Raw genomic sequence first — 21,436 nt, 5'->3', positions numbered from 1 at the left:
GCTTCCATTCTACCCACTCCGCAGCACAGGGCGCCTTCATCTTTCGAAGTGACCGCCGAGCGACACTGCTCGCCAGCTCTCATCCCCCCGGAGCAGCACTGCTCGAAGACCTACGTCATCCCCGACCAGGCAGGCTGGGCGGGATGCCTGTGCCTGACCGATCCGAAGCCTACCGCTACTACCGTGTCTGAAACGTTACCGTGTGAGATTCTCCCCAAAGGGGCCGATTCGACAGGCCGAATCCATTGCTATACGCCATAATTCACGGTTTGCGAAAGCATAGGGATAGTCGGATACCCAAAATCCTCAGAGGTAGGACGTGTCGTTGACCAAGCGAACCGACGAACCGCCGTCTGGATAGAACTCCGCGATCGACAGCGATGCCAGGTCCAAATGCAGGCGATACAGCAGCGCCGGACCGACGCCGAGCGCCAGTTGCAGCAGGGTCTTGATGGGGGTCACATGGCTGACCACCACGATGTTCTGGCCAGGATATCGGGCGACCAGATCGCGTCGAGCCGCCTCGACTCTTTCCCGGACCTGATCGAAACTCTCGCCGTTCGGCGCGGCAGTCGAGGGATCGCCGAGCCAGCGGGCATGGAGGTGCGGATCTCGTTGTGCCGCTTCCAGGAAGGTGCGGCCCTCCCACGCGCCGAAATCGGTTTCGATGAGGCCGTCGACGATACGCATCGGCACGTCGAGCGCGGTGGCGGCGGCGGCGGCCGTCTCGCGGGCACGGTCGAGCGGGGAGGTGACCACGGCGGCGATACCACCCTTCGCGGCGAGCATTTTCGCGGCGCGGGCGGCCTGCTCGCGGCCGTGATCGGTGAGCGGCGGGTTGCCGCGGCCGGAGTAGCGCCGCTCGAGTGAGAGCTCGGTTTGGCCATGACGCAGCAGCAGGAAGCGGGTCGGGCGGCCGGTCGCACCGGTCCAGCCGGGCGCCTTTTCGGCGGCGGTCGGCATCGGGCCTTCGGCGACTCCGGAATCGGCGACGGTCGACTGCGCGTCCCTGGCTTCATCGATCCAGCTCGGCGGCTGCTCGTCGGTGCCGCGCGAGGGTTCGCCGGTCCAGCTGAGCAGGTGTTCCTCGGCCTCGCGCACCTCCTCCGCCACGGTGGCGGCGGGCGCGCCCGCATCGAGCAACTGCCGCTCGGCGGCATGCACCTCGCCGATCAGGGGGGCGTCATCCATCGCCTCGTTCGCCAGCCGGTCGGCACGGGAGTTCTCGGCGCGCGGAATCCAGGTGAACGTCACGCTGTCGAACCCGGCGACCAGCCTGCGCGCCCGGTCGGCCAGCGGAATCATGGACGCGTGCTTGACCTTCCAGCGTCCGGACATCTGCTCGACGACCAGCTTGGAATCCATGCGCACCGACACCACCCGCGCGCCCAACTCCGCCGCCGCCTCCAAACCCGCGATGAGCCCACGGTATTCGGCGACATTGTTGGTGGTTATGCCGACGTATTCCCGGCGTTCGGCGAGGATTCGGATGTGATCGGCGCCGAAGACGACCGCACCGTAACCGGCCGGGCCCGGATTGCCCCGGGAACCGCCATCGGCCTCGACGATCACCTCGCGCTCGGTCATTGTTTCCCTCGTCCTCTTCGACAGCCGACCATCCGTCGCTGGGAGCGGACCGACGCGAGTACTGATACCCGCACCGGAAACCTCACAAACCCGACTCTTTGGTGCGCACCAGGATCGCACCGCATTCCGGACACCGCGCGATCACATCCGGGGCGGTCTTGGCTATCCGCGCGATCTCACCGCGGTCCAGTTCGATCCGGCACGCGCCGCACCGGCGCGCCTGCAGCAACGCGGCGCCGACGCCGTGCTGAGTGCGCTGCCGGTCGTAAAGGCTCAGCAGTTCGTCCGAGAACAGCGCGACCAGCTCCTTGCGATCGGAATCGCACCGGCCCTGCGCCACATCGAGATCCGCCAGTGCCTCGTCGCGCAGGCGCTGAGCGTCGGCCAACACCTGCTCGGTCTTGCTCAGCCGCGCACCCGCGTGATCATGATCGGACGCGGACGCCTCACGCCGCTCCATCACCTCGAGCAGCTCGTCCTCGAGCACCGAACGGCGCCGCTCCAGGCTGCCAAGCTCGTGCTGAATTTCGGAAAGCTGTTTGGCACCCACCGAACCAGCGGTCAAAATGTCGCGGTCGCGCTCCTCGCGCTTGCGCACCGCCTCGACCTCGCCCTCCAGCTTGCGGATATCGCGGTCGAGATCGTCGAGCATGATCTCGACCGCCACCGCCGCATCTTTGTGCGCATTCCGCTCGCCCTCTAGCCGCACGACCTCCTGCTGCTCGGGCAGCACGGTGCGCCGATGCGCGATCCGCGTCAGTTCGACGTCGACGGCGGCGAGCTGGAGCAGCTTGGCCTGGACAGATGGTTCGACATTCAACGCGGACAAACTCCTGGACGCTGTGGACGGATGGGGGCACGCGAACCGCGAGAGGTGGCGATGCCAGTCTTCAACCGTACCCCGAATGGTCGGTGATTCGGTCCAGGCCACGAGTGCAGGCGGCCAAGCGCATGGAACCGAGGCGCACCGCATAAACACTGCGCCGCTCGGACGGATAGCGGTTTCTTGCCATCGGCCCGGCCACATGCCGAAAACAGCTGCTGACGCAAAGAAACAGTGCAGCTGGGCGAAGCTGCGCCCGCACCTGCCCGGCGTGTTACGTCAACATACGGGTGAACATGCCCCAACCCGCGTCATGCACGCGCATGGCGAGCCGAGTGCGGGCGAGCGCCTGACGCACAGCTCCTCGACACTTCCGCGCTCAGCTGCCGGGGGCGCGGGTTTTGATGGCGTCGCGGGAGATGAAGACGTCGTAGCTGCCGGGGGTGGTGATCACGGCGTTGCCGTACGCGGAGCGGACGAAGGGGTTGGTCCACCATTTGTGGTTGCGCATATCGTTGAAGAAATCCTGGTCGTCGCCGTTGACGAAGATATGGTTCTGAGTGGTGGCGACGCCATCGAGGCGCTGGCCGTAGAGGCGGGTGACCTTGTAGCCGGAGTGGAAGCCGAGGGCGTTCACCCACGGCTCCAACTCGACGATATTGGCCTGCAGCACCCACAGGTCACCTTCGACCTGATATTTCTCGTGCTTGTCGGGATGGTGGTCGTCACCGTAGAGGGTGAGGTCGACCTCGAGCCGATGATCTTGGCCCTTGACCTGATTCACCACCACGTGCGCCGCCTTGATCTCCCCGCTCAGTCCGAGGAAGGTCTGCGTGAGCGTCACCACCCACAGCAGCAGTACCGCGACGATCAGCAACGCCAATCCGCCCGCGCCGCGCCCGATCAGAACCCGCAATCCGACCTTGCGCACCATGACGAGCGCCGATATCAGCAACGCGACCGCGACCAGGATGATCAGCATCAGACCGATCTGCACGATCCCGAAGTCCACCGGGAAATCCATGCGGTAGTTGTACCCCGAGCGAACGCGTCAACTCACCTGAACCACCTACCCCGACGGGCTACAAGCACGACACGCCCCGAACACGCCGTCGCACTGAATGGTTCGGTGCTGCGGTCCCTTTCACCGCAATCGGTGCCGCCGCTCGGAAGGCCGTGCCTGCGCCCCATACCGGTTGCGTGAACTGCACACTCGGTACCGGATTTGCCGATCTGCGCACCGACCAACGGAGTTCACACAACACAAGTGCCGGAGAGGTCACGCGGTGGCGCTGATCGTCCAGGGATCGGTGCGCAGGGTGCAGACTCGGGTGTCGAGGTCGGGCAACGCGGTGCGAACCACCGTCTGCGCCTGTGCGCACCAAGGGAATTCGGTTGCCCAATGGGCGGCATCGATCACGGCGGGGCCGCCACGGCGCAGGTGTTCGTCGACCGGGTGGTGGCGCAGATCGGAGGTGACGTAGGCGTCGACACCGAGGCGGGCCGCCGTACTCAGATGAGAGTCGCCCGCGCCGCCACATACCGCGACGGTCCGGATCATGCGGTCCGGGTCACCGGCCGCGCGGACGCCCCACGTGGTCGCTGGCAACGCGGCAGCGACCCGAGCGGTGAACTCACGCAAGGACTCCGGCTCGGGCAGCGTGCCGATCCTGCCGATGCCGAGCCCCGATGGCAGCGCCGCACGCTCGGTGACGTGATAGGCGGGATCTTCGTAGGGGTGGGCCGAGCGCAGCGCCGCCAGCACGGCCGTGCGCGCCGAGGGCGGTGCGATCACTTCGAGGCGGTCCTCGTCGACCCGCCGCAATTCCCCGATGGCACCGATCGCCGGATTCGCCCCTTCGATCGGACGAAACTGCCCCACCCCCGGCACCCGTAAAGCACAGTCACGGTAGGCTCCGCTGCCACCGGCACCGGCCGCGAACAGCGCCGCCAACACCGCATCCGCATGCGAACGCGGCACCTGCACAACCCAATTATCCACGGCAGCTTGCGGTTTCGACTCCAATACGCCGGTGACCATGAGCCCGAGCGCATCGGCCAGCGCATCGGAAACTCCCGGATCGGCGGAGTCCGCATTGGTATGCGCCGCGAACAACGCGCATCCGGACCGGATGAGCCGATGCAGCAGAGCGCCTTTGGGGGTATCGGCGGCGACAGTGTCGACGCCACGCAACAGCAGCGGATGGTGCACCACCAAAGCCTGTGCCCGCCAATCGATCGCTTCATCTACCACGGCCGCGGTGGCGTCCACCGCGAACAGCACCCGAGTCACCTCATCGCCCGGGTCACCGCACACCAACCCGACCGAATCCCAGGACTCCGCCAACTTCGGCGGATAAGCCGCGTCGAGCACGCCGATGAGATCCGCCAGCGTCGTCACCATTCGCCTACCTCCATTTCTCGACCACACCATGTCGCCGGCCAGCCCGACGGGCCGGAACGCGCTTCGTCCCACCACGCCTGGCGCACGCACAGGACCGCCGTGCTCCCCGACCCCACTGGGGGGCCGCTGCGGCGCTGGGGATCGCCGCCGAAACCAAGCCCACCACACGAATCCGGCACGCCACTCGGTCCGGATCGCTCGCACCGCGCCCACATGACGCACCCAACACAAGTGCGGCCCGTCTGGGCCGGCATCAAACTCCCGCCGCCCGAATTCCGGCCACCAACCGATCGACTTCGGCGCGACCGCGGACGGCAACGCGCACACAGTCCGGCCCGAGGCCCGGGAAAGTGTCGGCGCGGCGGACCGCGATTCCCTGGTCTGCCAGGTGCCTTCGCAATAGTTCACCATCCGGAACGCGCAGCAGCAGGAAGGGTCCGTCGGCGGGGGTGTGGACGTGTACGCCCAGCGCGGTCAGTCGTTCGATCATCGAATCGCGTTCCGCGGCGATCGTGTGTGCCCGCTGTTGCGCCGCGCCGACCGCCTTCGGCTCGGCAGTCGCGGTGATTGCTTCCAGTTGCAGTGTGCCGAGCGGCCAGTGCGCGCGGCCGTGATTCAAGCGGGCCAGCAGCTCGGGTGTGCCGAGGAAGTAGCCGCAGCGCAGGCCAGCCAAGGCCCAGGTCTTGGTAAGGCTGCGCAAGACGAGGATGTCCGGAGTGGGCGAAGCGGCCAGTGACCCTGGTTCGCCGGGTATCGCATCGGCGAAGGCCTCGTCGACTACGATGATGCGGCCCGGTCGGCGCAGCGCGCGGATGGTGTCGGCGGGGTGCAGGACCGAGGTGGGATTGGTCGGGTTGCCGAGGACAACCAGGTCGGCCGCGGCGGGAACGAGCCTCGGGTCGATGGTGTACGGCGGTTCGAGTACGACGCGCGCCACCGGGATATCGGCCGCGCGCAGCGCCAGTTCGGGTTCGGTGAACGAGGGGTGCAGTATCGCGGCCAGTCGCGGCGCGAGTCGGGGCAGCATCGCGAACCCCTCGGCCGCGCCCGCCAGCAGCAGCACTTGGTCGGTAGTGCGGCCGTGGCGGGCCGCCACGGCGGCGCGCGCGGCGAGTTCGTCGGCCGCGCTCGGATATTTGCCGAGGTCATCGAGTCGCGCGGCCAGTCGGTTCCGCAGCCAGTCCGGAGGCGTGCTGCCCTGCACATTCACCGCGAAATCGAGCATGCCGGGTCGCGCGTCGACGTCACCGTGGTGACGCAGTTTCGCGTGATCGACACTCTCGGCTGACACGAGAAAACACCCTACGTGGCGGTCCATGGGGGCGACCGGCCAGAATGGCTGTTGTGGGTGAGTTGCACGTGTCGTTCGTCTGTACCGGCAACATTTGTCGATCGCCGATGGCGGAGAAGATGTTCGCGGTACACCTGTACCGTGAGGGACTCGCCGACCGCGTGCGCGTCAGCAGCGCGGGCACCGAAGGCTGGCACGTCGGCAAGGACGCCGACTCCCGCACCAATGCGACCCTGCGCCGCAACGGCTACCCGACCGGCCACATCGCCGCGAAATTCGGCGACCAACACCGCGACGCCGACCTGCTGGTCGCCCTCGATTCCGGCCACGAACGCCGCCTCGCCACGCTCGGCATCCCGTCGAACCGCCGCCGCCTACTGCGCAGCTTCGACCCCGATGCCCATACCCTCGACGTCCCCGACCCGTACTACGGCGACACCGCCGGCTTCGACCTGGTCCACGACCAGATCGAAGCCGCCATCCCGGGGTTGTTGAACTGGGTCCGCACCGCCCTCGCCGCGCGCGATGGGGACAGGGGCGGCACACCCCAGCACGTCGCCACGCGTACGGACAGCTCCGGCACGAGCACTGCCGATGAGTCCGGACACAAACCAGACCAAACAGTCTCTTACGAACCCGTCCCCGACGGACGCCCGTGATGCGCCGACTGACCTTCCTGCTGCGCCCGAGCTGGCTGATCCTGGCCGTACTCGTGGCGGCCTTCGCCTACCTCTGCTTCTCCGTGCTCGCACCGTGGCAGCTAGGCAAGAACACCAGCACCTCGCACCGCAACCAGCTGATCGCCGATTCGGTGGACGCCGCCCCGATCGATATCACCACCGTCCTGGACGATCAGCGCACCGATTCCCACGCCGAATGGCGGCGCGTCACGGCGACCGGCAGCTACCTGCCGAATTCGACCGTGCTGGTCCGGCTGCGCCATCTCGACGGCGCGCCCGGCTACTCGGTACTTGCCACCTTCAAACTCGACGACGGCCGCATCCTGCTCGTCGATCGCGGTCTCGTCGCAGCCGTCGATGGTTCCCGCCCGCCGCAGATTCCGGACCCGCCGACCGGACCGCAGCGGATCGAGGCGCGAATCCGGTCGTCCGAGGGCTTCGCCCCCGGTAAGGACCCGATGACCGAGGACGGCTACCGCCAGGTGTACTCGGTGGACACCACCCAGGAGATGGCCGTCTTGCAGGCGCCACTCACCGCAATACCCACCGGCGAACGCGGTGGCTACCTACAACTCAGCGAAAATCAGCCTGGCGCCTTCACCCCCACGCCCCTCCCGCAACTCGATGCGGGTCCCTATCTTTCCTACGGCCTGCAATGGCTGGCCTTCGGCATTATGGCTCCGCTCGGCCTCGGCTATTTCATCTATGCCGAGATCCGCGAGCGCCGCAAGGAAAAGTCCACTGCCGTCCCGGAACCGGCCCAGACCGAAACCCCGACCCCCGCACCGGTATCCACCAATGAGCAGCGCTTGGCCGACCGCTACGGCGGTACTCGCTGATACTCAGCGCGCGCTGCTGAGACGGGGGCTCGGGATCGGATCGTCAGCATTGCGGTATGGAATCGGTATCGGACAAGGGGTCCGAGCCGGCAATTGCACAGCCGATCAGGCGATCTCCGCCGAGAGAACAGTGCACCGCCAAGAACCGAATCGACCGTGCGCGAGCTCAGCGGCGCATCATCGACCAGACCGCGGCGGTCAGGACTGCTCCCAACTGGACCGCCTCCGATATGCGTACAGCACGACGAAGATCCGCGACCTGAGGTGCTGGCCCGTCACCGAGTGTCGGCCGCAGTTCGATGCCATAACGATATTGGGTCCGCCCGCCGAGGCGGACGCCGAGCGCACCCGCCATCGCGGCCTCCACGACCCCGGCATTCGGGCTGGGGTGTTCAGACGCGTCTCGTCGCCATGCGCGTAGCGCGTCGGCCGGACGGCCGCCGACCGCGGGGGCCAGAGCAGCTGTGAGCATGCCGGTGACGCGCGCGGGCACCAGATTCGCCAGATCGTCGACGCGGGCGGCGGCCCAACCGAACCGCAGGTATCGGTCGCTGCGGTAGCCGATCATCGCGTCCAGCGTGTTGATCGCGCGATATCCGAGCAGTCCGGGTGTCCCGGCGATCGCCCCCCACAGCAATGGCGCGACCGTCGCATCCGAGGTGTTCTCGGCAATGGATTCCACTGCGGCACGGGCCAATCCGTCCGCATCGAGCACCTCTGGATCCCGCCCGCACAGCGCGGGCAGCAGCGCCCGCGCGCCCGCCACATCACCGGACTCGAGCCGGTCGGCCATCTCCCGCCCGGTGCGCACCAGGCTGCGCCCGCCGAGCACCGTCCACGTCGCCAGCGCGGTCGCGACTACCCCACCGCGCCGTAACCCGAACCCGAACGCCGTTGTCGCACCGACCAACACCAGTTCGTGCACTGCTCCCGCTGAACGCCGATCGGCGTAGGTCACCCGCTCCAGCACAGTGGCCGCCGCACCGAATCCGGCCACCGGATGCCACCGGCGTGGATCACCGAATACGCGATCGAGCGCGAACCCGAGCACCAGCCCGGCCGCCGTCGAAATCCCCGTCTGCACCCGGCGAGGGTAGCCGTCGCCGCCAGCAACCCGCCAGCGCGCCATAGGGAGCCGAGATGTCACACTCGCTCGCCCTGCGTCGTCACCACGATGACGACACATAAGCTCGCCCCTGACGGGGCCGCACGACCGAAACGGCGAGACCAGTGACAACAGACAAGCCATCCTCCGCACCCATCGACCAGGCCGAATTGGCTCGGCGTTTCGAGGAGCACCGGCCGTATCTGCGCAGGCTCGCCTACAGCACGCTCGGCAGTCTCACCGATGCCGACGATGTGGTGCAGGAGGCGTGGCTGCGGCTGCAGCGTCAGTTCGAGGCCGGGACCGCGGGCGAAATCGAGAATCTGCGGGCCTGGCTGTCCACAGTCACCGGGCGTCTGGCCCTCGATCAGCTCGGTTCGGCCCGCGCCCGGCGCGAGCAGTACGTCGGTGAATGGTTGCCGGAGCCCAAGATCACCACCTGGGATGACCCTGCCGACCGGATCACCCAGGACGAGCGCGTCACCACGGCACTACTGGTCGTACTGGAATCCCTCTCGCCCGCCGAGCGCACCGCATTCGTGCTGCAGGATGTGTTCGGTATGAGTGGTCCCGAGGTCGCCGATGTCGTCGGACGCACACCGGCGGCCGTGCGACAGCTCGCCTCGCGCGCACGCAAGCGCGTCGAGGACGGCACGCCCCGCTTCCCCGCCTCACCCGACGAACAGGAGAAGGTCGTCTCCGCCTTCGCGGTCGCCTGGCGCTCCGGTGACCTGAGCGCGCTGCTCGGTGTGCTCGACGCGAACGTCAGCCTCACCGCTGACGGCGGCGGCAAGGTTCCCGCCATCCGCCAGCCCGTGCGCGGCGCCGAACTCATCGCGAAGATGCTGCTCGGCTGGTACCACGCACCGTCCGCATCGGGCGCTTGGGGACGCGCGGTCCTGGTCAACGGCGCTCCCGGTCTGGTCGTCTTCGACGGCACCCACCCCGGTGTCTTCTCCTTCACCATCGATAACGGCCGCATCGTCGCCATCAACGTCGTGCGCAACCCGGATAAGCTGCACGACCTCCCCACCGAAGGCGCCCCTGACTGGTACCTGAGCCCGAACGCCGAGTAACCCACGCGGCCCGCACATTTCGATATGCGGGCCGCCCCTCGGCGAACAGGACCAGCTCCTGCACCTGCTTGCTAGGCAGGCGTTCAGGCCACCGGCGCTTCTCGCTCGACATCCACCCCGGATCGATTGCGCCGCACCATAATGAGCCACAGGGCGCGGGTGAGAACAATGCACACGCCCCCGATCGCGGCAACGCTGAGAAGCACCACGAGAGCAGGCCAAACGTAGACCACCTGGCGGAAGGTTCCGGCTCGGCCGCGGAACACCAGACCCGCGAGCTGCGGCAATGCGATCAGGATCGGGATCGGCGCGAGATAGGGCAACTGACGCAAGGCGATCAACCATGCGGGGCGAGCGCTCTGCTTATCGGCCCAGCGGCGCGATCGCACCAGGCAGACCACCCCGAGAGCGAGGGTCGCGAGCGTCAGCGGCGCCATACCCCAGTCGGCGTAGATGCCCCATGGGCGGTGCACATCCGGTGACCGACCCCGGGTCAGGTCGACCAAGGCTTGCGCGATAATCCTGGGATCGTCCTCGAGTGCCATGCCGGTATCGGCAATAACAGCGATTCCGTATCCGGTGTCGGGCACCAGGACCTGTGCGGCGGTATAGGTGAACCAGTCGCCGTTGTGCGAGATCTGATCGGATTGTTCACGCTGCCAACCCATTCCGTACTCGTCGTCGGTGACTCCGGAGGGTTTGCGCATCTCGGAAACCGCCGCCGCGGACACCATCCGGTGCCCGTCCGGGACCACACCGTTGTTGTTCTGGGTAATCAGCCAGGCCGCCAGATCGGCGGCCGTGGTGATCACGCCGTGGCTACCGCCGACGAACCAATCGGGCTCGGCAACCGGTATCGCGAGGCCGTATGCCCGGATATATCCGTGCGTCACGTTCTCGGCGTCGCGCGCCGAATTCACCGTCGTGCTGTCGCGCATCCCGATGGGTCCGAATACATTCCGCCGCATATAGTCCGCGAACGGTTCGCCACTGACCACCTCCACCAACCGAGCGGCCACCTGATAGTTGGGGTTGTGATAGTGGAATTCCGTCCCCGGATCGGCGGCCAGTTTTGCCGCATGTAGTCGCTCGACCGCCCCGGCCAGCGAATCCGCCTGCGGCCGCCGCAGATCGGGAAATGCGGTATCCGACATCCCGGACGTCTGATTCAACAACTCCCGCACCGTGATCCGATCACCGCGCGCATCGGCCAACCGAAAGTCCGTGACGTACTGCCGCACTGGTGCGTCGAGCGCCACCTTCCCCGCATCGACCAACTGCATCACGGCCAACGCCGTCATGGATTTGCTCACCGAGGCGATCGGCATGCGCGTCGTCGCGGTGATCGCCGCACCGCTCGAATCGTGCCCGTACCCCGCGACGTACACGACCTGATCCCCGTGGGTAATGGCGACCGATGCCCCGGGCAATCGAGTCCGGGAAAGGTATTCCGACATATATCGATCCACGGCCGCCGGATCGACACCCTCCGCCGCCGGTGCCGCAACCGCTGCACCGACCGACGGAAACAATACCAGGAACAATGCAATTACCACTGCCCGCCGCAGATATTGCGCAGTCACCGCTTTCACCCTTCTCATCACGCGTCCGCGGGTCCGCACCGGAACCACCATCGCGCCACGTCAGCCCGCCAGCCCAACCGGTTCGGGTATGGAATATCCGTGCGCCGCCGCAACCTCCGCCGATAGCAGCCGTCCCTTATCCGCGGTGACCTGTGTGCGAGATCGGGATGCGCCGTGCACACCTGCCGCCACCCGTGATCGGCGATCGCTCGCACATACGACAGGGTGGCATTGGTGAGCGCAACGGTCGCGGTGTGCGGGACCGCACCCGGCATATTCGCCACACAGTAGTACAGCGAATCGGCCACGCGGAAAGTGGGATTTGCATGCGTTGTCGGATGTGAACCCGCGAAACACCCGCCCTGATCGATGGCGATATCCACCAGCACCGACCCGGGCCGCATACCGCGAACCAGCTCCTCGGACACCAGCTTCGGCGCCCGCGCACCCGGAACCAGTACTGGATCAGCACCGTCACGTTGGGCGACGTGCGGGGTCGGCACCAGCCCGGCCGCGCACCGCGCGCTGTTCGCGGGCACGCCGGTCCCCGCGCCCCCACCCCACCATCTTCGCCGGTGTCCATCCCCGTAGATTTCCGGCATGAGGATCGAGATAAGCGGACATACGCCCGAAATCGACGAAACCGCGTGGATCGCACCGAACGCCACGGTAATCGGACGCGTGCGACTTGCCGCCGAGGTGAGCATTTGGTACAGCGCGGTACTGCGCGGCGACCTCGAAGCGATCAGCGTCGGCGCGCGCACGAATATTCAGGACGGCTGCGTGCTGCACGCCGATCCGGGCTTCCCGCTCACCGTCGGCACCGGAGTTTCGGTGGGGCACAATGCGATCCTGCACGGCTGCACCGTCGGTGACGATGTGCTCGTCGGCATGGGCGCCACGGTCCTCAACGGCGCGGTCATCGGTGCGGGCAGTCTGATCGCCGCCAATGCCCTGATTCCGGAGGGTGCGCAGATTCCGCCTGGCTCGCTGGTCGCGGGCGTGCCAGGCAAGGTGCGCCGGGAACTGAGCGAGGCCGAGCTGGACCGCATCCGGCTCAATGGTGCTGTGTACCTACACAACATGGCCAACCACCGAGACGCGAAGCGGGTGTGAGACCGCGCACACTGATCAATGGACCAAACTGAATCGCTGATAGCATTTTGCCAGCGTGCCCGGTGCCCCGGGGTCTCCCGCCGACACAGCTGTCGAGTGATCAGCAACGCGGACGACGAGCCAACCGGGATCGGTGGCCGCTGAGCGTGCAAGTAGGAGGTATCACGATGGCGTACGTGCAGCAGGGTATGCACCAGCCGTCGGGGCGGATCAGCGTGGCCGATATCGCGGCCCAGCCGGGTGGGATCGAGGCGCTACAGCGGCGGGTGCACGAGTTGCGCTCCAGTGGAGTGGATTTCGCCGCCAATGCGATCGAAAAAGAGATGGCCGAATTGGATCTGCCGCGCACCTGATGCGCGCCTGCCTGCCGTCCGTCGAGCTCCGGTGCCGATCCGCGGGCGAACCGCCGCGCCCCGGTGAAATAATGAACGGCACGCACCCGCACCGCCGCGACGCCCAGGCACCATCGGCGTCCCGAGCCGATCCGACTGGAGCCTTCGATGCCGACCGTTCCGCCCATCCTCCAGCGCATTCTGGAAAAGCCCGTCAGCGATGGCGAGAAGCTGCTGGAGAGCGCGCTGTCGGCATTTCTGGATTTCGGCATCAAACGCACCAGCATGGGCGAGATCGCCCGCCGCGCCGGAATCAGCCCGGCCACCCTCTATCGCCGCTTCGAATCGAAGAACGACCTGGTCGAGGCGGTGAGCGTCCGTGAGGCACAGCGTTTCGTCGCCGAGATCGATAAGCGGGTGCAGAAGGTCGAAGGCGTCGAGGAACAGCTGATCGAGATCTTCGTCGCGGTCATCACCGAGATCGCGGGCAACGAGCTGTTGCGGCGGCTGCTGCGCACCGAACCCGATCTCATCCTGCCCCGGCTGACCACCGAGGCCGGACCGATCATCGCGGTCGGGCGCACCTATCTGGCAGAGAAACTGCGCGAACTGCGCAGCGGTGCCGATGACGGCTTCGACTTCGAACTCGTCGCCGAGATCATGGCGCGACTGGCACTGTCGCTGGCATTGACGCCCGACGGGCTCATTCCGATCGATGATGTGGCGGCGGGTCGGGATTTCGCGCGACGCACGCTGCTGCCGATGGTCGGTGTCCGCGCTACCGCATAACGATCTGCGAGCTCAACGCATGTCGAATAACCGGGTGCCGAATGCGGCCGCCACCCATTCGTCGAGCAGCCGTAGCGAATTCGGGTCGGGCACCCTGCCGCCGTCGACGAAGTCTCGTACCAGTTCGACGACGCCACCCGCCCGCATCGTGGTCGGATCCGGCAGCGGCAGCCGCGACACATATTGGGTGATCCACCGCCGCCTGCCCGAATACAGCCGATTCCCGCACACCGCATCGTAGAACCGCAGCCCCAGCGCCGAATTCGCGACGCCCATCAGCAAATACGCCAGCCACTCCGCGGCGCCGTCCATCCCGAGATCGGCCAGCGATATCCAATAGCAGTCGCCGTTCACCACCGCCCCGGACCGATCCAAGGCGAATCGCGGCCGCTCACTGATATCGGGAAAGACCACCTTCGGCACCCGCCACAGATGCGGCCGTTGCGGCACCCAGATCTCGAACCACTCCCGGCCGCTGTCGGTCAGGTATTTCCTGCCGGCCAACGTCTCCCGATGCGCCTCCAAATATGCCGCGGCCCTCGGAAATTCCCGCAGGTCAACCGGCATCCGTGCGGGTACCGCCGTGTCATACGGATACAACACCCGCACGTCGCGCTCGCGCGAGATCTGCCACGGATCGACGTCCTGGTGGGTAATCAAATCGAATAACAACTCCCCCTCCGGCCGTGGCCGCACCTGCGCCCACCGATCGGAAATGAATACCCGATCCGCAGTCGTCTTGATCCCCACTCGAATCCGCCCCACGGCACCGAATGTCCGCCAGGTCCCCGCCTCCACCTCCGCCAACCATCTGTCGACCTCCGGCCGGGACATGCGCCAAGCACCGCCGTCCCCGTCCGCGTCGGCATCGGTTTCCGAGGACCGCGCGCCCATCTCGTCATCCCGACCCGATATGCCGCCCCACGCAGCCACCGAACCCGCCCGTCCCGGCACCACCGGATCACCGCGCACCGCTCGGCTACCTGGCGTCGCCGCTCGAGCGCCGGGCGCCCAACCGATCACCGCCCGATCCCCGGTCGCCAACGTGCCGACCTCGACCGCGAAAGTACGCCCACAGTGCTCGACGCAGTGACTCTGTTCGGCCGCCAGCGCCTCGAAAAGATCTGTCCCGCCGATGATTTCGGCCGTGTCCACCTCGTAGGCCGAAACGTAGCGGCAGACCGCGCGTGCCGCCGTGCGGGTGGCGATGGTGACCGCGGGCAGCACCGCCGCCTCGAACAATTTCGTATCGCCGAGATCGTACAGTTCGACCGGAGCCAACTCGGTGCGCAGCAGGCTCCGAATGTTCGCACCGGCCTTGGTGGTGAGAAACCGGTTGGCACACAGCAACCCGAGCACCCCGCCCGAGCGCAGCAACCGCGGCGCCACCGCGACGAATGGATGGGTGAGATCGATGCGCCCCTGCAATCCGAACTGCTTGCTGAGCAACTGCGCGGTCGGCCCACCCAACTGCTGCGTCCGCACATACGGCGGATTGGTAATGATCGCATCGAAGGACCCCGCCGCGATCCCCGCCGATTCGGTCAGAAAATCTCCGACATGCCACTCGACCGCGACCCCCGCAACCTCCGCACGCTCCCGCGCCACCGCCACCCCGGTCGCATCCAAGTCGTACCCGACCAACTCGACCCGCACCCCCGGCGATAGCTCCCGCACCAGCCCATCCACGGCAAGCAGCAATTCACCATCACCACAAGCCGGATCGAGCACCCGCAACACCGCACCACCCGGCGCATGTTCGAGCAACCGCTGCGCGAGAAAGCGCGCCAGGGCGGGTGGCGTGTAGTGCCTACCGTGCCGTTTGCGGTCACGCTCGCCGCGATTCATGCCTGAGATTCTGCCCCCGTCACGGCGCAACCGCGGCGATAACGCGGTCAATCGCATCGCGCGTCGGGGGCGAAGGCACGGCTCGATGGTCACAGCACCGCGAAGAACAACACCTGCAACAGCGGATTCTCCGCGAATGCCGAAATAGCCGACGCCGGACTGATATTCAGCCAAAAGTCGGCAATATGCGGCAGCTCACCGTTCTTGGTGGTCTCGGCGATCTTCTCATCCGGACGATCCCGGGGCCCCGCTCTTGCCGCCGAAGCTACAGCGGAATGTTCTTGTGATGACTCTTGCGCACCGGCGCCGCCGCCAATGCCGCGGCAATGGTGCTACGGGTCTTGGCCGGGTCGATGACCTCGTCCACTACACCGATCGCCATGGCCCGCTCGACACCACCGGCGATGCGCTCGTGCTCGATCGTCAGCCGCTCGTGTAGCGCCTCACGCTCTTCCTCGGGCGCGGCGGCGAGAGCCTTCTTGTGCAGGATGCCGACCGCGGCCTTGGCGCCCATGACGGCGACCTCGGAACCGGGCCAGGCGTACACCGCGGTCGCACCGAGCGAACGGGCGTTCATCGCGATGTAGGCGCCACCGTAGATCTTGCGGGTGACCAACGTGACCCGCGGCACCCGCGCCTCGGCGAATGCGTGCAACAGCTTCGCGCCGCGCCGCACCACACCCTCCCACTCCATGCTGACACCGGGCAGGTACCCGGGCACATCGGTGAGCACCACAAGCGGAATGCCGAACGCGTCGCACAACCGAACGAAACGCGCTGCCTTCTCGGCACTTTCGGAATTCAGGCAGCCACCGAGGCGGATCGGGTTATTGGCGAGCACACCAACCGTGCGCCCGCCGAGCCGTCCGAGACCGGTGACGATGCTGCGCGCGTAACCGCCCTGCAGCTCCTCGAACGAGGGCTCACCGTCGACATTGTCGAGCAGCTCGTGGATGATCGGCTTGACGTCGTAGGCACGCTTCGCCGATTCTGGCATCATCGCCTTCAGATCGACATCACCGTGTGCGGCCGCGACCAGATCGAATTCGCCCTGTTCGGCAAACATCGACACCAGGCGCCTACCACGGTGCAGCGCATCGGCCTCGTCGTTGGCGACGATGTGCGCGACACCGGACTTCTTACCGTGCGTCTCCGGACCGCCCAAGGTGGCCATATCGACCTGTTCGCCGGTCACGCTGCGCACCACATCGGGACCGGTCACGAAGACCCGACCCTCCGGCGCCATGATCACGATATCGGTCAGCGCGGGACCGTAGGCGGCGCCACCGGCCGCGAAGCCGAGCACCACCGAGATCTGCGGTACCAGACCGGACGCGCGGACCATGGCCTCGAAGACCAGGCCGACCGCGTGCAGCGCCTCGACCCCCTCGGCCAGGCGGGCGCCGCCGGAGTGCCAGATGCCGACCACCGGAATCGAGGAATCAATAGCGGTATCGATCGCGTCGACGATGTGCTTGCAGCCCTCCACGCCCATCGCGCCGCCCATGACGGTGGCATCGGAGCAGTAGGCAACGGTGCGAACACCGTCCACCTCGCCGATCGCAGCCAACACACCGGACTTGTCGCGCGGGTGCAGCGGCAGCGCAGTTCCGGGGTCGAAAAAGCGTTGAAGCCGCCCGAGTGGATCACGCGGATCGGTCGCAGTGTCTGGTCGAAACGCGGGAGCCACAACTGTCATCGCGTTTTCTCCTCACCTCATGCAAGTGCGCCGCTACCCGCGGCCGCGTATGTCGAACCCCGGTGGGGTCGACCGACTTTGGCGTCGGTCGACCCCACCGGGGATCGTTGTGCAGTCTGCCCGGCCTGTGCGGTCGAGCCCGGAGCGGCAGCATGCGTAACCACGGAAGCTACGCACAGACCAAATCGGATACCGCGCGGCTATGCCCGACCGAAGGCGAGCGCGACATTGTGCCCACCGAACCCGAACGAGTTGTTGATCGCGTACTCGATCTCCTGACGGCGGGCCTCGCCGTGCACCACATCCAGATCGATCTCCGGATCCTGGTTGTCCAGGTTCAGCGTCGGCGGGACGATGCCGTCCCGGATGCTGAGCACGGTGAGCACAGATTCGAGCGCACCGACAGCGCCGATCGAGTGACCGAGTGCCGACTTCGGCGCGTACACCGAGGCGTGGTTGCCCACGGCCTTGTTGATCGCGTTCGCCTCGGCCGTGTCGCCGATCGGGGTGGCAGTCGCGTGCGCATTGATGTGGGTGATGTCTTTGGGCGTAAGACCCGCGGTCTGCATCGCCCGCTTCATCGCCCGGGCGGCACCGTCACCAGTGGGATCGGGTGCGACCAAGTGGAAGCCATCGGAGGTGATACCGGCGCCGAGCAGGCGCGCGTGGATCGTCGCCCCACGAGCCTTGGCGTGCTCCTCGGTCTCGAGGACCATCAGCGCACCGGCCTCGCCGAAAACGAAACCGTCGCGATCCTTGTCGAACGGACGCGAGGCGCCCTTCGGATCGTCATTGCGGGTGCTCATCGCGCGCATCATAGTGAATGCCGCGATCGGCACCGCGTCGATGAAACCCTCAACGCCACCGGTGACGACCATATCGGCGTCACCCATGACGATCATTCGCCATGCATTGGCGATGGCCTCGGAGCCCGATGAGCATGCCGAGACCGGAGTGACCACTCCTGCCCGGGCCTTCAGTTCGAGACCGACCACAGCCGACGGACCATTCGGCATGACCATCTGAACAGCCAGCGGCGAAATCTTGCGATAGCCACCGTTCTTCAGCTTGTCGACCGAGTCGATGAGCGCGTCACCGCCACCGAGCCCGGTGCCGATCGCCACACCCAGACGGTCCGGGTCAACCTCGGGGCGGCCTGCGTTCTGCCAGACCTCACGACCGAGAACGGTCGCGAGCTGCTCGACGTAGGCCATACGCCGACATTCGACACGGCTCAGCAAGGTATCGGGCCGAACCTTCAGGTGACCGCCAATGCGGACCGGAAGCTCGTACTCCTCGACGAAGGAATCCTCCAGTACGTCGATTCCGCTCTCGCCGTTGAGGAGTCCCTTCCACGTCGCATCGACATCACCAGCGATCGACGTGGTCGCCGCCAAGCTTGTAACGACGACGTTGGGGAAGTTCCCGTTCAAGGTGGAAGGAGTGGTCACAGTGTCGGCCCTACTCGGCGTCGAACTTGGCCTTGAGCTCCGCGGCCGCGTCAGCGTTCTCGGCCTCGAGCTTCTGGATGTAGGCGACGGCGTCGCCGACCGTCTTCAGGCTGGCCAGATCCTCGTCCGGGATCTTCACGCCGTACTTGTCCTCGGTCTGAACCGCGATCTCGACCATGGACAGCGAGTCGATGTCCAGGTCATCGACAAAGGACTTCTCGAGCGTCACTTCGGAGGGCTCGATACCGGTCACCTCTTCGATGATCTTGCCGAGTTCCTCGACGATTTGTTCCTGGGTCAGAGCGGCCACTTCGTGGCTCCCTTCTTATCTACTTTGTAGGGCTTCACTGTTGTTTTCGAATCGAGCGAGTCGATGGTTACCGCCTGCTCGGTCACGATCGTGCATTGGGTTACACGATCGCCGGGGGAAAGCTAGCCGGAAATGGTGAGCCCGGCCAACGCGGGGAGGTCTTCGGGGGTCTTCAGGGCCAATGTTGGCGTGCCCTTCAGTTCCCGTTTTGCGATGCCGACGAGCGTGCCCGCCGGCGGCAGCTCCGCCACTACCGAGACCGCCGATTGCCGCACGGTCTCGGTGCACAGGTCCCACCGGACGGGCCGGGTGACCTGCGCCGCGAGCTTAGCGACCGCATCGACTCCGGAGGTAACCGGCTTGCCGTCGAAGTTCGAAAGCAGGGTCCGCGTCGGCTCGTTCGGCGCGATCATGGCTATGGCTTCGGTCACAGCATCCTGGGCCGGAGCCATGAACGCGGTGTGGAAGGCACCCGCGACGGGCAGCGCACGCACCCGCGCCTTCTCAGGCGGGTTGGCGGCGAGTTCCGCGAGGGCGGTCAATCGTCCGGCGGCCACGATCTGACCCGCGGCATTGCGGTTGGCCGGGACGAGGTCGAGCTCTTCGAGACGTGCGAGCACGGTGGCCTCATCACCACCGAGCACCGCGGACATGCCGGTCGGCTCCAGCGCGCACGCCTTGGCCATCTCCGCGCCGCGGATGGCGGCCAGCCGCACCGCATCGTCGGCGGAGATGACTCCGGCGACTGCGGCGGCGGCGAGCTCACCAACCGAATGTCCGGCAACGATAGTAGTTGCCGGAAGTGCATCCGGGTCGATTTCCGCGAAAGCCAGCAGTGCGGCGGCGACCACTAGCGGCTGGGTAACGGCAGTATCGGTGATCTCCTCCGCCGTCGCGGTGGTGCCGAGCCGAACCAGATCCAGGCCGGAGGCCTTGGACCAGAGGGCGAGGCGATCAGTCGCGCCGGGAAGGTCGAGCCAAGGCGCGAGCATGCCGGGTGTCTGGGACCCCTGTCCAGGGGCGAACAACGCGATCACATCTCTAAGAAAACACTGTGAGGTGCGCCGCCCGAGATGTCGACGCGAATGAACCTTGCGGAGCGCTTTTGTGGAGGTTCCACAAAAGCGCATGTGAGTTGTCCCGATCGACCGTTTCGCCGGATCCGTTACAGGCTTTCGTGACCCACCGAGAATTGAGTGACTTCTGGGGTAGGAGTTGACGATTCGTTACGGGTTCGTGTCAAACGACCCACTGTCGCAGCGATCCGAAGCACGTAGGCATCCCTCGGATTCATCGGATCACGCCCCGTGATCTCGGCTATCCGCTTGAGGCGATAGCGAACGGTATTTGGATGAACGTACAGCTGACGTGCGCACGTCTCGACCGCGCCACCGCAATCCAGATAGGCCTCGAGAGTGTCGGCAAGCGCGGACCCCGCGGAGGCCAACGGAAGGACAAGATACTCGTTCAACGCGTCGATTGCAGCTCGGTCACCCAACAGAGCTCGCTCGGGTAACAATTCCGCAGCATGCACCGGTCGAGGGGCACCGCGCCAGCCGACAACGGCCTCCATTCCGGCCAATGCCTCCACCGCGCTGGCATGTGCCGCGCCGAGGGTGCGCATGGTCGGGCCGATCACCACCGGACCGTCGGAGAACACCTCGGCCAGCAGATCCGCGAGAAATGGTGAGGCATAGGAGGTATCGCCCAGATTCCCGCTGACCACCATCACCAGCCGCGAACCCTGGACGACGGCCAGCGCCGCGCGACCGTGCCGCGCGGCGATGGCATGCACCGAGCCGACCATCGAAACGCCCTGATCCCCTGGTGGCGTGCCGACCAGCACCGTCGCCGGCGCGGTGGCGTCCCAGTTCAGGGTCGCGGCCCGCGACAGCATGTCCGGGCCGGTATCGCCGCGGACGACGGCGTCCACGACCAGTGCCTCTAGCCGGGTATCCCATGCGCCGCGGGATTCCGCGGCGCTCGCGTACACCGAGGCGGCGGCGAATCCGAGCTCGCGCCCGTAGCGCAACACCGCCTCGGTGAGTGCGACCAGCTGCCGGTCGTTGCGCGCGAGCGCGGGCAGCCATTGTTCGAAGAACTCCATGGCCACGCGGACCATGTCCACGGTCTGGCGCAGTGTCAGCCGCCGCGCCAGATCCTGCGGGATGACCTGGAAGGCATCCAGGCTGAACCGGATATCGCTATCGGGATCCTGCAGCCATTCCAGGAAGTTCACCACCGCGGTCTGCACCAGCATCTGGACGCCCGCGCGTTGCGCAGCGTCCAGATCGGCAAAGAACGGCAACCGATCCTGCATTGACCCGACCGCCTCGGTAGAGAGCCGTCCGGAGAACTGCTTCACGCGTTTCAGCAGCGTGTCCGGCAGTGGGTCGCGGGTTTGCCGGTTCGGGGAGAGCGCGCCCGTCGGCAGATACACCTCATGCTGGGAAGAGCCTTCGGAGATCCGACGCGGCCGCGGCGGTTTACGTTCCACCATCCA

At 66.5% G+C, this 21,436-nt stretch carries 18 protein-coding genes and 3 pseudogenes; 6 read left to right on the top strand and 15 right to left on the bottom strand.

Annotated features, from left to right (window positions below; all coding sequences use genetic code 11):
• Nucleotides 1-306 precede the first annotated feature (306 nt).
• From AB0L63_RS25165 to cobC, 5 genes are all read right to left on the bottom strand, one after another.
• Entirely contained in the window at nt 307-1,587 is a 1,281-nt protein-coding gene (locus AB0L63_RS25165) for a bifunctional RNase H/acid phosphatase (RefSeq protein WP_364505264.1), read from the bottom strand.
• Nucleotides 1,588-1,669: 82 nt separating this feature from the next.
• Nucleotides 1,670-2,407 carry a C4-type zinc ribbon domain-containing protein gene (locus AB0L63_RS25160; protein WP_364505262.1) on the bottom strand — a complete coding sequence of 246 codons (738 nt, stop codon included), beginning with the start codon at nt 2,405-2,407 and terminating at the stop codon, nt 1,670-1,672.
• 382 nt (nt 2,408-2,789) lie between these two features.
• The gene (locus tag AB0L63_RS25155) at nt 2,790-3,434 is read right to left on the bottom strand and encodes a hypothetical protein (RefSeq protein WP_364505260.1); all 645 of its coding nucleotides are present in this window, start codon (nt 3,432-3,434) and stop codon (nt 2,790-2,792) included.
• Nucleotides 3,435-3,689: 255 nt separating this feature from the next.
• Complete coding sequence (locus AB0L63_RS25150; protein WP_364505258.1) at nt 3,690-4,814, bottom strand: Nif3-like dinuclear metal center hexameric protein; 1,125 nt, start codon at nt 4,812-4,814, stop codon at nt 3,690-3,692.
• 253 nt (nt 4,815-5,067) lie between these two features.
• Complete coding sequence (gene cobC, locus AB0L63_RS25145) at nt 5,068-6,132, bottom strand: Rv2231c family pyridoxal phosphate-dependent protein CobC (protein WP_364505255.1); 1,065 nt, start codon at nt 6,130-6,132, stop codon at nt 5,068-5,070.
• A 17-nt stretch (nt 6,133-6,149) separates the two neighbouring features.
• On the opposite strand from cobC, the pseudogene AB0L63_RS25140 reads away from it, so the two are divergent.
• Nucleotides 6,150-6,614, top strand: a pseudogene (locus tag AB0L63_RS25140) (low molecular weight protein-tyrosine-phosphatase); the annotation flags it as partial.
• 149 nt (nt 6,615-6,763) lie between these two features.
• On the top strand, nt 6,764-7,624 hold the full coding sequence (locus tag AB0L63_RS25135; RefSeq protein ID WP_364505253.1) for an SURF1 family protein: 861 nt from the start codon (nt 6,764-6,766) through the stop codon (nt 7,622-7,624).
• 166 nt (nt 7,625-7,790) lie between these two features.
• Here AB0L63_RS25135 and AB0L63_RS25130 read toward each other — a convergent pair whose 3' ends face one another.
• Entirely contained in the window at nt 7,791-8,753 is a 963-nt protein-coding gene (locus AB0L63_RS25130; RefSeq protein WP_364505376.1) for a cobalamin biosynthesis protein, read from the bottom strand.
• A 101-nt stretch (nt 8,754-8,854) separates the two neighbouring features.
• Here AB0L63_RS25130 and sigJ point away from each other — a divergent pair, with 101 nt between their 5' ends.
• Nucleotides 8,855-9,805, top strand: coding sequence for an RNA polymerase sigma factor SigJ (sigJ, locus tag AB0L63_RS25125; RefSeq protein WP_364505251.1), 951 nt, complete (start codon nt 8,855-8,857; stop codon nt 9,803-9,805).
• A gap of 83 nt (nt 9,806-9,888) precedes the next feature.
• Here sigJ and AB0L63_RS25120 read toward each other — a convergent pair whose 3' ends face one another.
• Complete coding sequence (locus AB0L63_RS25120; protein ID WP_364505249.1) at nt 9,889-11,388, bottom strand: serine hydrolase domain-containing protein; 1,500 nt, start codon at nt 11,386-11,388, stop codon at nt 9,889-9,891.
• A 60-nt stretch (nt 11,389-11,448) separates the two neighbouring features.
• Nucleotides 11,449-11,849: pseudogene (locus AB0L63_RS25115) on the bottom strand (alanine dehydrogenase); the annotation flags it as partial.
• A 139-nt stretch (nt 11,850-11,988) separates the two neighbouring features.
• Here AB0L63_RS25115 and AB0L63_RS25110 point away from each other — a divergent pair.
• The 3 genes from AB0L63_RS25110 (at nt 11,989) to AB0L63_RS25100 (ending at nt 13,625) form a co-directional block, all read left to right on the top strand.
• Nucleotides 11,989-12,504: a gamma carbonic anhydrase family protein gene (locus AB0L63_RS25110; RefSeq protein WP_364505247.1), complete on the top strand. Its 516-nt coding sequence runs from the start codon at nt 11,989-11,991 to the stop codon at nt 12,502-12,504.
• A 167-nt stretch (nt 12,505-12,671) separates the two neighbouring features.
• The gene (locus tag AB0L63_RS25105) at nt 12,672-12,857 is read left to right on the top strand and encodes a hypothetical protein (RefSeq protein WP_364505245.1); all 186 of its coding nucleotides are present in this window, start codon (nt 12,672-12,674) and stop codon (nt 12,855-12,857) included.
• A 147-nt stretch (nt 12,858-13,004) separates the two neighbouring features.
• Nucleotides 13,005-13,625: a TetR/AcrR family transcriptional regulator gene (locus AB0L63_RS25100; protein ID WP_364505243.1), complete on the top strand. Its 621-nt coding sequence runs from the start codon at nt 13,005-13,007 to the stop codon at nt 13,623-13,625.
• A gap of 12 nt (nt 13,626-13,637) precedes the next feature.
• On the opposite strand, the gene AB0L63_RS25095 is transcribed toward AB0L63_RS25100, so the two are convergent.
• The 7 genes and pseudogenes from AB0L63_RS25095 to AB0L63_RS25065 all read right to left on the bottom strand — a co-directional run bounded on the left by AB0L63_RS25095 (nt 13,638) and on the right by AB0L63_RS25065 (nt 21,433).
• On the bottom strand, nt 13,638-15,473 hold the full coding sequence (locus tag AB0L63_RS25095) for an N-6 DNA methylase (protein ID WP_364505241.1): 1,836 nt from the start codon (nt 15,471-15,473) through the stop codon (nt 13,638-13,640).
• Between the two features lie 92 nt (nt 15,474-15,565).
• Nucleotides 15,566-15,700: pseudogene (locus AB0L63_RS25090) on the bottom strand (C4-dicarboxylate transporter DctA); the annotation flags it as partial.
• A gap of 38 nt (nt 15,701-15,738) precedes the next feature.
• On the bottom strand, nt 15,739-17,172 hold the full coding sequence (locus tag AB0L63_RS25085) for a carboxyl transferase domain-containing protein (protein ID WP_364505239.1): 1,434 nt from the start codon (nt 17,170-17,172) through the stop codon (nt 15,739-15,741).
• A 200-nt stretch (nt 17,173-17,372) separates the two neighbouring features.
• On the bottom strand, nt 17,373-18,623 hold the full coding sequence (locus AB0L63_RS25080) for a KasA/KasB family beta-ketoacyl-ACP synthase (protein ID WP_364505237.1): 1,251 nt from the start codon (nt 18,621-18,623) through the stop codon (nt 17,373-17,375).
• 10 nt (nt 18,624-18,633) lie between these two features.
• The gene (gene acpM, locus AB0L63_RS25075; protein WP_011208147.1) at nt 18,634-18,933 is read right to left on the bottom strand and encodes a meromycolate extension acyl carrier protein AcpM; all 300 of its coding nucleotides are present in this window, start codon (nt 18,931-18,933) and stop codon (nt 18,634-18,636) included.
• Nucleotides 18,934-19,055: 122 nt separating this feature from the next.
• Nucleotides 19,056-19,970: an ACP S-malonyltransferase gene (locus AB0L63_RS25070; protein ID WP_364505234.1), complete on the bottom strand. Its 915-nt coding sequence runs from the start codon at nt 19,968-19,970 to the stop codon at nt 19,056-19,058.
• A gap of 128 nt (nt 19,971-20,098) precedes the next feature.
• Complete coding sequence (locus tag AB0L63_RS25065) at nt 20,099-21,433, bottom strand: helix-turn-helix domain-containing protein (RefSeq protein ID WP_364505232.1); 1,335 nt, start codon at nt 21,431-21,433, stop codon at nt 20,099-20,101.
• Nucleotides 21,434-21,436: the final 3 nt, after the last annotated feature.

It is taken from the genome of Nocardia sp. NPDC051990 (assembly GCF_040680755.1).
Classification (GTDB): domain Bacteria; phylum Actinomycetota; class Actinomycetes; order Mycobacteriales; family Mycobacteriaceae; genus Nocardia.
Note: the sequence above shows the minus strand (reverse complement) of the source record. Positions and strands in the feature narration are given on the sequence as shown.